We start from the raw sequence: 13,928 nt of genomic DNA, 5'->3' as shown, positions 1-13,928 counted from the left end.
CCGTCCCCGTGACCGCCCGCAAACCGTCCCGCAAGGCGCCCCGCAAGACCGACCGGGCCGCCGCCGAGACCACCCCCGTCGAGGCTCCCGCCGCCGAGGCGCCCGCCGAGACCACCGCCACGGCGACCGCGGCCGCCCCGCCCCGGCGCGTGGAGGCGGGCCCGCCGCGCCCCCGGCAGGGCGACGACGTCCGGGGCGCGCGTCCGGCGCCCGCGCTGGACGGTGCGGACCGCGGCCGGCTGCTGGCCGGCGACCACCACGCGCCGCACGACGTGCTCGGCGCGCGTCCGGCGCCGGGCGGGGTGCTGGTGCGGGCGCTGCGCCCGTGCGCGCGCTCCGTCACCGTGCTGGCGGCGGGGGTGCGGGCCGAACTGCACGCGGAAGGCGACGGGTTCTTCTCCGGCGTGCTGCCGGTGGCCACCGTCCCGGACTACCGGCTCCGGGTGGCGTACGACGAGGACGTCATCGAGGTCGATGACCCCTACCGCTTCCTGCCCGCGCTCGGCGAGCTGGATCTGCACCTGATCGGCGAGGGCCGCCACGAGGAGCTGTGGCGGGCGCTGGGCGCGCAGCCGATGGTGCACCAGGGGGTGGCCGGGACCCGGTTCACGGTGTGGGCCCCGAACGCCCGCGGGGTGCGGGTGACCGGTGACTTCACCTGCTGGGACGGCACGGGGCTGCCGATGCGCTCGCTGGGCTCGTCGGGGGTGTGGGAGCTGTTCCTGCCCGGTGTCGGGGAGGGCGCGCTGTACAAGTTCGACATCTGCCGCCCCGACGGCTCGCACACCGTGCGGGCCGATCCGATGGCCCGGCGCACCGAGGTCCCGCCCGCGACCGCCTCGGTGGTCACCGCCTCGCACCACGCGTGGCAGGACGCCGACTGGATGGCGCACCGGGGCGACCGGCCGGTCCACGAGGCCCCGTTCTCGGTGTACGAGGTGCACCTGCCGTCGTGGCGCCCAGGCCTGACATACCGTCAACTGGCTGAGCAACTGCCCGCGTACGTCAAGGACCTGGGCTTCACGCACGTCGAGCTGATGCCGGTCTCCGAGCACCCCTTCGGCGGCTCCTGGGGCTACCAGGTCACCGGGTTCTACGCGCCCACCGCGCGGCTGGGCGCCCCGGACGACTTCCGCTTCCTGGTGGACGCGCTGCACCGGGCGGGCATCGGCGTGATCATGGACTGGGTGCCCGCGCACTTCCCGCGCGACGACTGGGCGCTCGCCGAGTTCGACGGGCGCCCGCTGTACGAGCACCCCGACCCGCGGCGCGCGGCGCACCCGGACTGGGGGACGCTGGAGTTCGACTACGGGCGCACCGAGGTCCGCAACTTCCTGGTCGCGAACGCCACGTACTGGTGCGAGGAGTTCCACATCGACGGACTGCGGGTCGACGCGGTCGCCTCGATGCTCTACCTCGACTACTCCCGCGAGGAGGGCCAGTGGTCGCCCAACGAGCAGGGCGGGCGGGAGAACTGGGACGCGGTCGCCTTCCTCCAGGAGATGAACGCGACGGTCTACCGCCGCAGTCCGGGCGTCGTGACCGTCGCCGAGGAGTCCACCGCGTGGGACGGCGTCACGCGCCCCACCGACCGGGGCGGGCTGGGCTTCGGGCTGAAGTGGAACATGGGGTGGATGCACGACTCGCTCCAGTACATGGCCAAGGAGCCGGTGCACCGCAAGTACCACCACGACGAGATGACGTTCTCGATGGTGTACGCGTACAGCGAGAACTACGTGCTGCCGATCTCGCACGACGAGGTGGTGCACGGCAAGCGGTCGCTGGTGTCGAAGATGCCCGGCGACTGGTGGCGGCAGCGCGCCGACCACCGCGCCTACCTGGGCTTCATGTGGGCCCACCCCGGCAAGCAACTGCTGTTCATGGGCCAGGAGTTCGCCCAGGGCGCGGAGTGGTCCGAGGGGCACGGGCCGGACTGGTGGCTGCTGGACCCGGCCTACGGCGCCTCCGGTGACCACCGCGGGGTGCGGGACCTGGTGCGCGATCTCAACGCGGTGTACGGGGCGGTGCCCGCGCTGTGGCAGCGCGACACCGCGCCGGAGGGGTTCGCCTGGGTGGACGGCGGCGCGGCCGAGGACAACGTGTTCGCGTTCCTGCGCTACGACGCGGACGGCTCCCCGCTGCTGGCCGTCTCCCACTTCTCCCCGGTGGTCCGCCACGACTACCGGCTCGGGGTCCCGGAGACCGGGACCGAGGGGTGGGTGGAGGTGCTGAACACGGACGCGGCCCGCTACGGCGGGAGCGACGTGCGCAACGAGGAGCCGCTGAAGGCGGAGGCGGCGGCCGCGCACGGCCGGCCCGTCAGCATCGCGCTGACCCTGCCGCCGCTCGCGACGGTGTGGCTGCGCCCGGCGTAGCCGGGCACGGGGAAGGGGCCCGCGCCGCGTCGTCGTGACGCGGGCGCGGGCCCCTTTGGAGGGCGTCCGCAACGGGGGCTACGGACGCCCTCCGGGCGAGGAGACCCGTACCGGGGGATACGGGTTTCCTCGGGCGCGATGGTTCGTGGGGCCGGTCAGACCTTGGCGGGCTGCTCGGCGGGGGTCTCGGCCTGCGCGGGGGCCTCGACCGGGTCGGCGGGGGCGGCGTGGTCGTCGACCAGGGTGCGCTCGTCGAACGGGATCCGGCCGGCCAGCACCTCGCCCACGCGGGCCTTGTCGATCTCCTTGGTCCAGTGCCCGACCAGGACCGTGGCGACCGCGTTGCCGGCGAAGTTGGTGAGGGCGCGGGCCTCGCTCATGAAGCGGTCGATGCCGACGATCAGGCCGACGCCGTCGACCAGTTCGGGGCGGTGCGACTGGAGGCCGCCGGCCAGAGTGGCCAGACCCGCGCCGGTCACGCCCGCCGCGCCCTTCGAGGCGATGACCATGAAGACCAGCAGCGAGATCTGCTCACCGGCGCTCAGCGGGTCGCCCATCGCGTTGGCGATGAAGAGCGAGGCCATCGTGAGGTAGATCGCGGTGCCGTCGAGGTTGAAGGAGTAGCCGGTCGGCACGGTGATGCCGACGACGGGCTTGCTGACGCCCAGGTGCTCCATCTTGGCGATCAGCCGCGGCAGGGCCGACTCGGAGGAGGAGGTGGAGAGGATGAGCAGGAACTCGCGGCCGAGGTAGCGCAGCAGGGAGAGCAGGTTCACCCCGGCGACCAGGCGCAGGAGCGCGCCGAGCACCACGAAGACGAAGAGCGCGCAGGTGACGTAGAAGCCGATCATGATGATGGCGAGGGACTTGAGGGCGTCGAGTCCGGTCTCGCCGACCACCGCGGCGATCGCGCCGAACGCGCCGAGCGGGGCCACCCACATGATCATCGCGAGGATGCGGAAGACGAGCCGCTGGATGTGGCCGATGCCGCGCAGCACGGGCTCCCCGGCCGAGCCCATCGCCTGGAGGGCGAAGCCGGCGAGCAGGGCGACGAGCAGGGTCTGGAGGACCTCGCCCTCGGTGAAGGCGGAGACGATCGTGGTCGGGATGATGCCGAGCAGGAAGTCCACGGTGGACTCGCTCGCCCCGGACGCCTGCTTCTCGCCCGCCGCGCGGGCCGCCTCGGTGATGTTGAGGCTGGCGCCGGGCTCCAGGAAGTTGCCGACCAGCAGGCCGATGGCGAGGGCGACGGTGGACATGACCAGGAAGTAGCCGAGGGCCAGTCCGCCGACCGCGCCGACCTTGGCGGCCTTGCGGACCGAGCCGACGCCCAGCACGATCGTGCAGAAGATGATCGGCGAGATCATCATCTTGATGAGGTTGACGAAGCCCGCGCCGATGGGCTTCAGCTCGACGGCCACTCCGGGGGCGGCGAAGCCGACCAGGATGCCGAGCGCGACGGCGGCGATGACGGCGATATAGAGATAGTGGGTTCTGTCCCGCTTGGCTGCCACTGCCACGGTTGGCTCCTCGGCTCGGTCACGACGGCACCCCCGTCCCTGGGGGCTCCGGTGACTATCCACCGCCCTGTGATGCCGGTCACCCTTGTGTTCATATCGTTCACAGGTGCTTTTCGGCCACTGCGGAGCCGTCCGGGCGGGCGAGGCACACTGTGGGACATGCCTCTGCCCCGTGCCCTCCCCCGCAGCCTGGCGGGTCAACTCTTCGCGATGCAGGTCGTGCTCATCGCCGCGGTGGTGGCGGGATGCGCCGTCTTCACGTACGTCTCGGGCAGCGCGCGGGCCGAGGAGACGGCCGCCCGCCAGGCGCGGGCGGTGGCCGTCGCGGTCGCCGGCTCGCCGTCCGTGCGCGAGGCCATCCGTACCCCGGACCCGTCCGCCGTACTCCAGCCGTACGCGGAGCGGGTGCGCAAGGACGCCCACATCGCCTTCGTGACGATCATGGATCCCCGGCGGGTGCGCTGGACGCACCCCGACGCGGCGCTGATCGGCGAGACCTTCCTCGGCCACACCGAGGAGGCGCTGCGCGGCGAGACCTTCACCGAGACGTACACCGGCACGCTGGGCCCCTCGATACGGGTGGTGACCCCGATCCGCGACGGCGACCGGATCGTCGGCCTGGTCAGCGCGGGCATCACCGTGGACCGGGTCTCCTCGCAGGTGCGCGGGCAGCTCGGCGCCCTCGCGCTCGCGGCGGGCGGGGCGCTGGCGATCGGCGGCGCGGGCACCTACGTGATCAACGCCCGGCTGCGCCGGCACACGCACGGGATGAACGCCGCCGAGCTGAGCCGGCTGCACGACTACCACCAGGCCACCCTGCACGCGGTGCGCGAGGGGCTGCTGATGCTGGACGGGCGGCGGCGGGTCGCGCTGATCAACGACGCCGGGCGGGAACTGCTGGGCCTGGGGCCGGAGTCGGACGTGGTGGGCCGGACGGTCGACGAACTGGCCCTGCCCGCGCCGCTGACCGGGGCGCTGCTGGCCTGCGAGGCGCGGGTGGACGAACTGCACCTGACGGCGGAGCGGGTGATCGTGGTCAACACCCGTGCGGTGGTCGGCGGCGAGCGGCGCGGCACGGTGGTGACCCTGCGGGACCACACCGAGTTGCAGGCGCTCACCGGCGAGCTGGACTCCGAGCGCGGCTTCAGCCAGGCGCTGCGCTCGCAGGCCCACGAGGCGGCGAACCGGCTGCACACCGTGGTCTCGCTGATCGAGCTGGGCCGGGCCCGCGAGGCGGTGGAGTTCGCGACGGCGGAGCTGGAGCTGGCCCAGGTGCTGACCGACCGGGTGGTGGGCGCGGTCGAGGAGCCGGTGCTGGCCGCGCTGCTGCTCGGCAAGGCGGCTCGGGCGAACGAGCGCGGCGTGGAGCTGGTGCTGGCCGAGGACAGCCTGATCGACGACGGCGCGCTGCCCGGCGCGCCGGCCCGGCGCGACCTGGTGACGATCCTGGGGAACCTGATCGACAACGCCGTGGAGGCGGCGTCGGAGAACGCCGAGGGCGCGGACGGCCGCGCCGCCCCCGGACGTGCCGCCGGGCGGGCCCGTGTCACGGTCACCGCGCTCGCGGACGACCGGGAGCTGCTGCTGCGGGTCGCGGACACCGGGGCGGGCATCGGGCCCGAGGCGGCGGACGCGGTGTTCCGGCGCGGCTGGTCGACGCACGGGGCGGGGCGGGGCCTGGGGCTCGCCCTCGTACGGCAGGCGGCGCACCGCAACGGGGGCACGGTGGAGCTGGACGAGGGGCCGGAGGGCGGCGCGCGGTTCACCGTACGGCTGCCGCTCCCGGCCCGCGCGGAGGCGGCGGGCGCGGCGGGTTCGGCGGACAGGGGGGCGCCGGCGTGATCCGGGTGCTGGTGGTGGAGGACGACCCGGTGGCCGCGGACGCCCACCGGATGTACGTGGAACGGGTGGAGGGCTTCACGGTGGCCTCGGTGGCGCACAGCCGGGCGCAGGCGGTGCGGGCGCTGGAGCGCACCCCGGTGGACCTGCTGCTGCTCGACTTCTTCCTGCCCGACGGGCACGGGCTGGCGCTGCTGCGGTCGCTGCGGGCCGCCGGGCACGGGGCCGACGTGATCGCGGTGACCTCGGCGCGGGATCTCGCGGTGGTCCGGGAGGGGGTGTCCCTCGGCGTCGTGCAGTACGTCCTGAAGCCGTTCACCTACCCCACGCTCCGGGACCGCCTGGTCCGTTACGCCGAGTTCCGGGGGGCCGCCGGGGAGGCGAGCGGCCAGGAGGAGGTGGACCGGGCGCTGGGCGCGCTGCGGGTCGCCGGCCCGGTGGCGCTGCCCAAGGGGCTGAGCGGGCCGACGCTGGAGGCGGTGACGCGCGTGCTGAAGCAGTCGCCCGACGGGGTCACGGCGGCGGCCGCCGGGGAGGCGCTGGGGATCTCCCGCATCACCGCGCGGCGGTACCTGGAACACCTGGTGACCGTGGGGAGCGCCGCCCGCCGCCCGCACTACGGACAGGTCGGCCGACCGGAGCTGCACTACCGGTGGCTGGCCGGGGGCCGCTGAGCGCGAACGGCCGGGCCGGAGGAGCCGCACCCGCCACCGGCCGGGCGGGGCGCCCGCATGACGGCCGCACACGCCGCCGGCCGGGCGCGGGCGCGCGGATCACGGCCGCACACGCCCACCGGCCGCACACGGACCCCCCGACCGGAGGGGACCGCACACACCGCCGGTTGGGCCCGGACACCCCGACCGGCGACCCGCCCACGCCACCGGTCGGCCGCGGACGTCCGCGTCGAGGCCGCGCACGGACGACCGGACCGGAGGGACCCGCACACGCCCACCGGCCGCGCACGGACACCCCGCCCGGCGGCCCGCACATGCCACCGGCACGGGCCGCGTTTTCGGGCGTTTCTCCCCGCGAGAGGGAAAGGGCTGGTCGGACGGGTTTTCCCGTACCGGGCGCGCGGTTCTTCCCGGTAGGTTCCTACGAAGCGTTTTCCGAGGGCCACACACCGTAGCCAGAGGCGTTCCGGCCTCCTACGGTGGGGCCGTGCATCCCTCCCCACCGTTCAACGCCCCCGCCGCGCGCCGCCTCCGCGAGGCTCTGGGGATGGCCCCCGGCCACGTCGCCTACGGGCTCGCCGCCCAGTACGGACTCCGCGTCAGCTCCGAGACGGTCCTCGCCTGGGAGCGGGGCGCCGCCGTGCCGGGGGAACGCGAGCTGACCGCCCTGGCCGGCGTCCTGTGGTGCGCCCCCGGCGAGTTGCTGGCCGCCGCCACGACCCTGCGCGAGCACCGGTCGGCCCGCAACCTGAGCGCGGACGACCTGGCCCGGCACCTGGGGATGACCGGGGCGGCGTACCTGCGGATGGAGGAGACGGGGCGCTGGCGGGGCAACGACCGGCAGTCCGCCGCGCTCCGCCGGGCGCTGGGCCTGTCGGTGGCTCAGTTCCTCACGGCCACCGGCCGCGACGCGGAGCTGGCGGAGCTGCTGAGCCATGCGGTCACCACGCGCTGGCAGAACTACGTCCGGCCCGTCGCCAAGATCGTCCCGCTGGAACGGGCGCTGGTGCAGGAGGCGTTGGAGCGGCTCCACGCCGACTACCGGGCACTGACGGCCCCCGCGGTGAGCTGGGGCGGCGCGAGCCGGCCCGGCGACGCGGGCTCAGCGGGCGAGGCGGGGCGGATGTTCCTGGCCGGGGTGGTGGAGCGCTTCTGGCGGGCCGCCCGGATGTGAGTCCGCCGCAAGCGGGCCGCACGCACCGCACCCGCCGGCCCGGTCGGGGCGGCGGGTGCGGTGCGCGGCGGAGCGGCAGGGTCTAGAAGACCGACTCCGCCTCGTACATCCGATCGGCGGGGACGGTCTTGAGGCGGGCGACCGCGTCGGCGAGCGGCACCATGACGATGTCGTTGCCGCGCAGCGCGGTCATCCGGCCGAAGTCGCCCCGGTGCACGGCCTCCACCGCGTTCCAGCCGAAGCGGGTGGCGAGGACCCGGTCGTACGCGGTGGGCGTGCCGCCGCGCTGGACGTGGCCGAGAATGACCGGCCGGGCCTCCTTGCCGAGCCGGCTCTCCAGCTCGACGGCGAGGCGGTTGCCGATGCCCTGGAAGCGCTCGTGGCCGTACTGGTCGATCTCGCCCCGGTCGTACGGCATGGAGCCCGCGGCCGGGTGGGCGCCCTCGGCGACGCAGACGACGGCGAACTTCTTGCCGCGGGCGAACCGCTCCTCGACCATCTTGACCAGGTCGTCGACCTGGAAGGGGCGCTCCGGCAGGCAGATGCCGTGGGCGCCGCCGGCCATCCCCGACTCCAGCGCGATCCAGCCCGCGTGCCGGCCCATGACCTCGACGACCATCACCCGCTGGTGGGACTCGGCGGTGGTCTTGAGACGGTCTATGGCCTCGGTCGCCACGCCGACCGCCGTGTCGAATCCGAACGTCCGATCGGTGGCGGAGATGTCGTTGTCGATGGTCTTCGGGACGCCGACGACCGGCATCCCCGCCTCGGCGAGCATCCGCGCCGCGGTGAGCGTGCCCTCGCCGCCGATCGGGATGAGCGCGTCGATGCCGTAGCGGCGGGACAGCTCCTCGCAGTTCTCGGCGGCCTCGCGCAGCCGGGCGCGCTCCAGTCGGGCCGAACCCAGTATCGTCCCGCCGCGGGCCAGGATGCCGCTGACCGCGTTGATGTCCAGGGGGCGGACATGGCCGTCGAGCAGTCCCTTGAAGCCGTCCTCGAAGCCGACGACCTCGTCCCCGTGGCCCACGACGGCCCGGTGCACGACCGAACGGATCACTGCGTTCAGCCCTGGGCAGTCGCCGCCCGCGGTGAGAATTCCGATGCGCATCGTGGTGTGTCTCCTGCTCGCTAGTGCCGCGCCGTACGGGGGTGTGGACGGACCGTTCCCCGCGCCCTGAGCCAGCTCGATTGTCCCACGCCGCGCACGGACCCCGCGTTCCCGGCCGGACAGGGCCTCCGCCGGGCGGCATAGCGGCCCCCGCGGGTATCGTCAAGAGGCGATGCAGGCCAAGGCCGCGGCCGGGGGCGGCACGGGGGCACCACCGCTCGTCCCGTCGCCCCGCTGGTCTCGGCGCCCACACAACGACGGGAGAGCACGCGTGGCGCGCAGCGTGTACGTGACCGGGATCGACCGGGGGGACGGCCGTCAGGTCGTCGAGCTGGGGGTCATGGAGCTCCTGACCCGTCAGGTGGACCGGGTGGGGGTCTTCCGCCCGCTGGTCCACGACGGGCCCGACCGGCTCTACGAGCTGCTGCGGGCCCGCTACCGGCTCTCCCAGGACCCGGCCACCGTCCACGGCCTGGACTACCACGAGGCCTCCGCCGTGCAGGCGGAGCAGGGCACCGACGAGCTGGTCTCGCAGCTCGTCGAGCGGTTCCACCGGGTGGCCCGCGACTACGAGGCGGTGCTCGTCCTCGGCACCGACTTCGCCGCCACCCAGCTCCCCGACGAGCTGGCCCTGAACGCCCGGCTGGCCAACGAGCTGGGCGCCTCGGTGATCGCGGTGGTCGGCGGCAAGGGGCAGGACGCGCCCTCCGTGCGCGCCGAGACCCGCAACGCCTACCGCGCCTACGCCGGCCTCGGCTGCGACGTGCTGGCGATGGTGGTGAACCGGGTCGCCGCCGAGGACCGCGACGCGCTGGCGGAGCGGCTCGCGGCCCGGCTGCCCGTGCCCGTCTCGGTGCTCCCCGACGACCCGGCGCTCTCCGCCCCCACGGTCGCCCAGATCACGGCGGCGCTGGACGGCACCGTGCTGCTCGGCGACGACTCGGGGCTCGCCCGCGACGCGCTGGACTTCGTCTTCGGCGGGGCGATGCTCCCGAACCTGCTGAACGCGCTGACCCCCGGCTGCCTGGTCGTGACGCCCGGCGACCGGGCCGACCTGGTGGTCGGGTCGCTGGCCGCGCACAGCGCGGGCACCCCGCCCATAGCGGGCGTCCTGCTGACCCTGGACGAGCACCCCGGCGAGGAGATACTCACCCTGGCCGCCCGGCTGGCGCCGGGGACCCCGGTCGTCTCGGTGGCCGGCGGCTCCTTCCCCACGGCGGAGAAGCTGTTCACGCTGGAGGGGAAGCTGAACGCGGCGACGCCCCGGAAGGCGGAGACCGCGCTCGGACTGTTCGAGCGCCATGTGGACACCGGCGCGCTGCTGGAGCGGATCTCGGTGGCCCGCAGCGGCCGGGTCACGCCGATGATGTTCGAGCACGAACTGCTGGAGCAGGCCCGCTCCGACCGCAAGCGCGTGGTGCTGCCCGAGGGGACCGAGGAGCGGGTGCTGCGCGCCGCCGACGTCCTGCTGCGCCGCGCCGTCTGCGACCTCACCCTGCTGGGCGACGCCGACGCGATCCGCAAGAAGGCCGCCGACCTGGGCATCGACCTGGCGGACACCCAGGTGATCGACCCGAACACCTCGGAGCTGCGGCAGTCCTTCGCCGAGCGGTACGCCGAACTGCGCGCGCACCGCGGGGTGACGGTGGAGCTGGCGCACGACGTGGTGGCGGACGTGAACTACTTCGGCACGCTGATGGTGCGGGAGGGCCTGGCGGACGGGATGGTGTCCGGGTCGGTGCACTCCACGGCGGCCACGATCCGCCCCGCCTTCGAGATCATCAAGACCAAGCCGGACGCCTCGATCGTCTCCTCGGTCTTCTTCATGTGCCTGGCCGACAAGGTGCTCGTCTACGGCGACTGCGCGGTCAACCCGGACCCGGACGCCGAGCAGCTCGCGGACATCGCCGTGCAGTCGGCGGTGACGGCGGCCCGGTTCGGCGTGGAGCCGCGCGTGGCGATGCTGTCGTACTCCACCGGGACCTCCGGCTCCGGCGCGGACGTGGACAAGGTGCGCGAGGCGACCGAGCGGGTGCGGGCGGCCCGGCCCGAGCTGCGGGTGGAGGGGCCGATCCAGTACGACGCGGCGGTCGAGCCGTCCGTCGCGGCGACGAAGCTGCCCGGCTCGGAGGTGGCGGGCCGGGCGACCGTGCTGATCTTCCCGGACCTGAACACCGGCAACAACACCTACAAGGCCGTGCAGCGCTCGGCGGGCGCGGTGGCGGTCGGCCCGGTCCTCCAGGGACTGCGCAAGCCCGTCAACGACCTCTCGCGCGGCGCGCTCGTCCAGGACATCGTCAACACGGTGGCGATCACGGCGATCCAGGCGCAGGGCGAGGAGCGCCCCGCGTGACGACCCCCTCCCCCGACCACGAAGGCACGGCCCCTGTGCGACCGCACCGCGTACTCGTCCTCAACTCCGGCTCCTCGTCGGTGAAGTACCAACTCCTCGACATGCGCGACCGCTCGCGGCTCGCCTCGGGCCTGGTCGAGCGGATCGGGGAGGAGACCTCGCGCCTGGTCCACACCCCGGCGCCCGGCGGCGGCGCGGAGGCCCGCGAGCGCACGGGCCGCATCGCGGACCACACGCAGGCGCTCCGGGCGGCCGCCGAGGAGCTGGTGGCGGACGGGCTGGGGCTCGACTCCCCCGAACTCGCCGCGATCGGGCACCGGGTGGTGCACGGCGGGCTGAGGTTCAGCGAGCCGACCGTGATCACCGACGAGGTGCTGAAGGAGATCGAGCGCCTGGTCCCGGTCGCCCCGCTGCACAACCCGGCCAACATCACCGGCATCCGCACCGCGCGGGAGCTGCGCCCCGACCTGCCGCAGGTCGCGGTCTTCGACACGGCGTTCCACACGACGATCCCGGAGGCGGCCGCCCGGTACGCGATCGACGTGGAGACCGCCGACGCGCACCGCATCCGCCGGTATGGGTTCCACGGCACCTCGCACGCGTACGTCTCGCGGAGGACGGCGGAGCTGCTGGGCCGCTCGCCGCAGGACGTGAACGTGATCGTGCTGCACCTGGGCAACGGCGCGTCCGCGTCGGCGGTCGCGGGCGGGCGGTGCGTGGAGACCTCGATGGGGCTGACGCCCCTGGAGGGGCTCGTGATGGGTACGCGCTCGGGGGACGTCGACCCGGCGGTCACCTTCCACCTGAAGCGGGTGGCGGGCATGTCGACGGACGAGATCGACGTCCTGCTGAACAAGAGGAGCGGGCTGGTCGGCCTGTGCGGCGACAACGACATGCGGGAGATCCGCCGCCGGGTGGACGAGGGCGACGAACGCGCCGCGCTCGCGTTCGACATCTACATCCACCGGCTGAAGAAGTACATCGGCGCCTACACGGCGGTGCTCGGGCGGGTGGACGCGGTGGTCTTCACGGCGGGGGTCGGTGAGAACGCGGCCCCCGTGCGGGAAGCTGCCATCGCCGGCCTGGAGGGACTGGGCATGGCGGTCGACGCCGGCCTGAACGCCGTACGGTCCGGCGAGCCGCGGCTGATCTCGCCGCGGGACGCGCGCGTCGCCATCGCCGTGGTGCCGACGGACGAGGAGCTGGAGATCGCCGAGCAGACCTTCGCGCTGGTCGACCACGCCGGTACGGACGCCGTCCGGGTCGACACCTGAGCACCCCCGCGCCCCTTTGTATCTTCCACCAGACGAAATATTCCGCAGCGAAACAAACCGATAGGATGCGCCCATGCGCCGTTCCAAAATCGTCTGCACCCTCGGTCCCGCCGTCGACTCCCACGAGCAGCTCGTCGCTCTGATCGAGGCCGGCATGAGCGTGGCCCGTTTCAACTTCAGTCACGGCACCCACGAGGAACACCAGGGCCGTTACGACCGCGTCCGCAGGGCGGCCGAGGAGACCGGCCGGGCGGTGGGCGTGCTCGCCGACCTCCAGGGCCCGAAGATCCGGCTGGCGAAGTTCGCCGAGGGCCCGGTCGAACTGGTCCGCGGCGACGAGTTCACCATCACCTCCGAGGACGTCCCCGGCGACCGGTCGATCTGCGGCACCACCTACAAGGGCCTGCCCGGCGACGTCGTCAAGGGCGACCCGATCCTGATCAACGACGGCAACGTCGAGCTGAAGGTCGTCGAGGTCGAGGGCCCCCGCGTGAAGACGATCGTCATCGAGGGCGGCGTCATCTCCGACCACAAGGGCATCAACCTGCCCGGCGCGGCGGTGAACGTCCCGGCCCTGTCCGAGAAGGACGTCGAGGACCTGCGCTTCGCCCTGCGGATGGGCTGCGACCTGGTCGCCCTCTCCTTCGTCCGGGACGCCGAGGACGTCAAGGACGTGCACAAGGTGATGGACGAGGTGGGCCGCCGGGTCCCCGTCATCGCCAAGGTGGAGAAGCCGCAGGCGGTCGAGCACATGGAGGGCGTCGTCATGGCGTTCGACGGTGTGATGGTGGCCCGCGGCGACCTGGCCGTGGAGTATCCGCTGGAGAAGGTCCCGATGGTGCAGAAGCGCCTGGTGGAGCTGTGCCGGCGCAACGCCAAGCCGGTGATCGTGGCGACCCAGATGATGGAGTCGATGATCACCAACTCGCGGCCGACGCGCGCCGAGGCGTCCGACGTCGCGAACGCGATCCTGGACGGCGCGGACGCGGTCATGCTGTCCGCCGAGTCCTCGGTGGGCGCGTACCCGATCGAGACGGTCAAGACGATGTCGAAGATCGTCGTCGCCGCCGAGGAGGAGCTGCTCTCCAAGGGCCTCCAGCCGCTGGTCCCCGGCAAGAAGCCCCGTACGCAGGGCGGTTCGGTGGCCCGCGCGGCCTGCGAGATCGCGGACTTCCTGGACGGCAAGGCCCTGGTCGCCTTCACCAAGTCCGGCGACACCGCCCGCCGCCTCTCCCGCTACCGCGTGGCGCAGCCCATCCTGGCCTTCACCACGGACGAGGCCACCCGCAACCAGCTCGCGCTGAGCTGGGGCGTCGAGGCGTACGTGGTCCCGCACGTGGACAACACGGACGCCATGGTCGAGCTGGTCGACGCGGAGCTGCTGAAGCTGAACCGCTACAACGACGGCGACACGATGGTCATCACCGCCGGTTCGCCCCCCGGCATCCCCGGCAGCACCAACATGGTCCGGGTGCACCACCTGGGCGGCGAGCAGATCTGACCGCTCCGCACGACGGACGCCGTGGGGGGGGGGGGGGCGGGGGGGGGGGGGGGGGAGGGAGGGGGGGGGGGGGGGGGGGGGGGGGGGGGGGTGGGGGGGGGGGGGGTGTG

General features: G+C 73.7%; 9 protein-coding genes. 7 read left to right on the top strand and 2 right to left on the bottom strand.

What is annotated here, in order from left to right; translation table 11 throughout:
• Positions 1 to 8: 8 nt before the first annotated feature.
• On the top strand, positions 9 to 2,375 hold the full coding sequence (glgB, locus tag ACZ6EJ_RS19495) for a 1,4-alpha-glucan branching enzyme (RefSeq protein WP_469268591.1): 2,367 nt from the start codon (positions 9 to 11) through the stop codon (positions 2,373 to 2,375).
• A gap of 155 nt (positions 2,376 to 2,530) precedes the next feature.
• On the opposite strand, the gene ACZ6EJ_RS19490 is transcribed toward glgB, so the two are convergent.
• Positions 2,531 to 3,895: a cation:dicarboxylate symporter family transporter gene (locus tag ACZ6EJ_RS19490; protein WP_469268590.1), complete on the bottom strand. Its 1,365-nt coding sequence runs from the start codon at positions 3,893 to 3,895 to the stop codon at positions 2,531 to 2,533.
• Positions 3,896 to 4,054: 159 nt separating this feature from the next.
• Here ACZ6EJ_RS19490 and ACZ6EJ_RS19485 point away from each other — a divergent pair, with 159 nt between their 5' ends.
• The 3 genes from ACZ6EJ_RS19485 (at position 4,055) to ACZ6EJ_RS19475 (ending at position 7,582) form a co-directional block, all read left to right on the top strand.
• Positions 4,055 to 5,737, top strand: a complete 1,683-nt coding sequence (locus tag ACZ6EJ_RS19485; protein WP_469268588.1) for a sensor histidine kinase — start codon at positions 4,055 to 4,057, stop codon at positions 5,735 to 5,737.
• Positions 5,734 to 6,408, top strand: coding sequence for a response regulator (locus tag ACZ6EJ_RS19480; RefSeq protein ID WP_469268587.1), 675 nt, complete (start codon positions 5,734 to 5,736; stop codon positions 6,406 to 6,408). The genes ACZ6EJ_RS19485 and ACZ6EJ_RS19480 overlap by 4 nt, the downstream gene beginning before the upstream one ends.
• Before the next feature lie 547 nt (positions 6,409 to 6,955).
• The gene (locus ACZ6EJ_RS19475) at positions 6,956 to 7,582 is read left to right on the top strand and encodes an XRE family transcriptional regulator (RefSeq protein ID WP_469268629.1); all 627 of its coding nucleotides are present in this window, start codon (positions 6,956 to 6,958) and stop codon (positions 7,580 to 7,582) included.
• Between the two features lie 82 nt (positions 7,583 to 7,664).
• Here ACZ6EJ_RS19475 and ACZ6EJ_RS19470 read toward each other — a convergent pair whose 3' ends face one another.
• Positions 7,665 to 8,690, bottom strand: coding sequence for an ATP-dependent 6-phosphofructokinase (locus ACZ6EJ_RS19470; RefSeq protein ID WP_469268586.1), 1,026 nt, complete (start codon positions 8,688 to 8,690; stop codon positions 7,665 to 7,667).
• A gap of 271 nt (positions 8,691 to 8,961) precedes the next feature.
• Between ACZ6EJ_RS19470 and pta the strand changes: the two genes are divergently transcribed.
• From pta to pyk, 3 genes are all read left to right on the top strand, one after another.
• Entirely contained in the window at positions 8,962 to 11,043 is a 2,082-nt protein-coding gene (gene pta, locus ACZ6EJ_RS19465; protein WP_469268584.1) for a phosphate acetyltransferase, read from the top strand.
• A 35-nt stretch (positions 11,044 to 11,078) separates the two neighbouring features.
• A complete protein-coding gene (locus ACZ6EJ_RS19460) occupies positions 11,079 to 12,317 on the top strand; it encodes an acetate kinase (RefSeq protein ID WP_469268627.1) in 1,239 nt (412 codons plus the stop codon).
• Positions 12,318 to 12,390: 73 nt separating this feature from the next.
• Positions 12,391 to 13,818 (top strand): pyruvate kinase, encoded by a 1,428-nt coding sequence (gene pyk, locus ACZ6EJ_RS19455; RefSeq protein ID WP_469268582.1) that lies wholly within the window; start codon positions 12,391 to 12,393, stop codon positions 13,816 to 13,818.
• The last annotated feature ends 110 nt before the right edge of the window (positions 13,819 to 13,928 follow it).

The organism is Streptomyces sp. NPDC041970, assembly GCF_055588985.1.
This window is presented reverse-complemented; position numbering and strand designations above follow the sequence as displayed.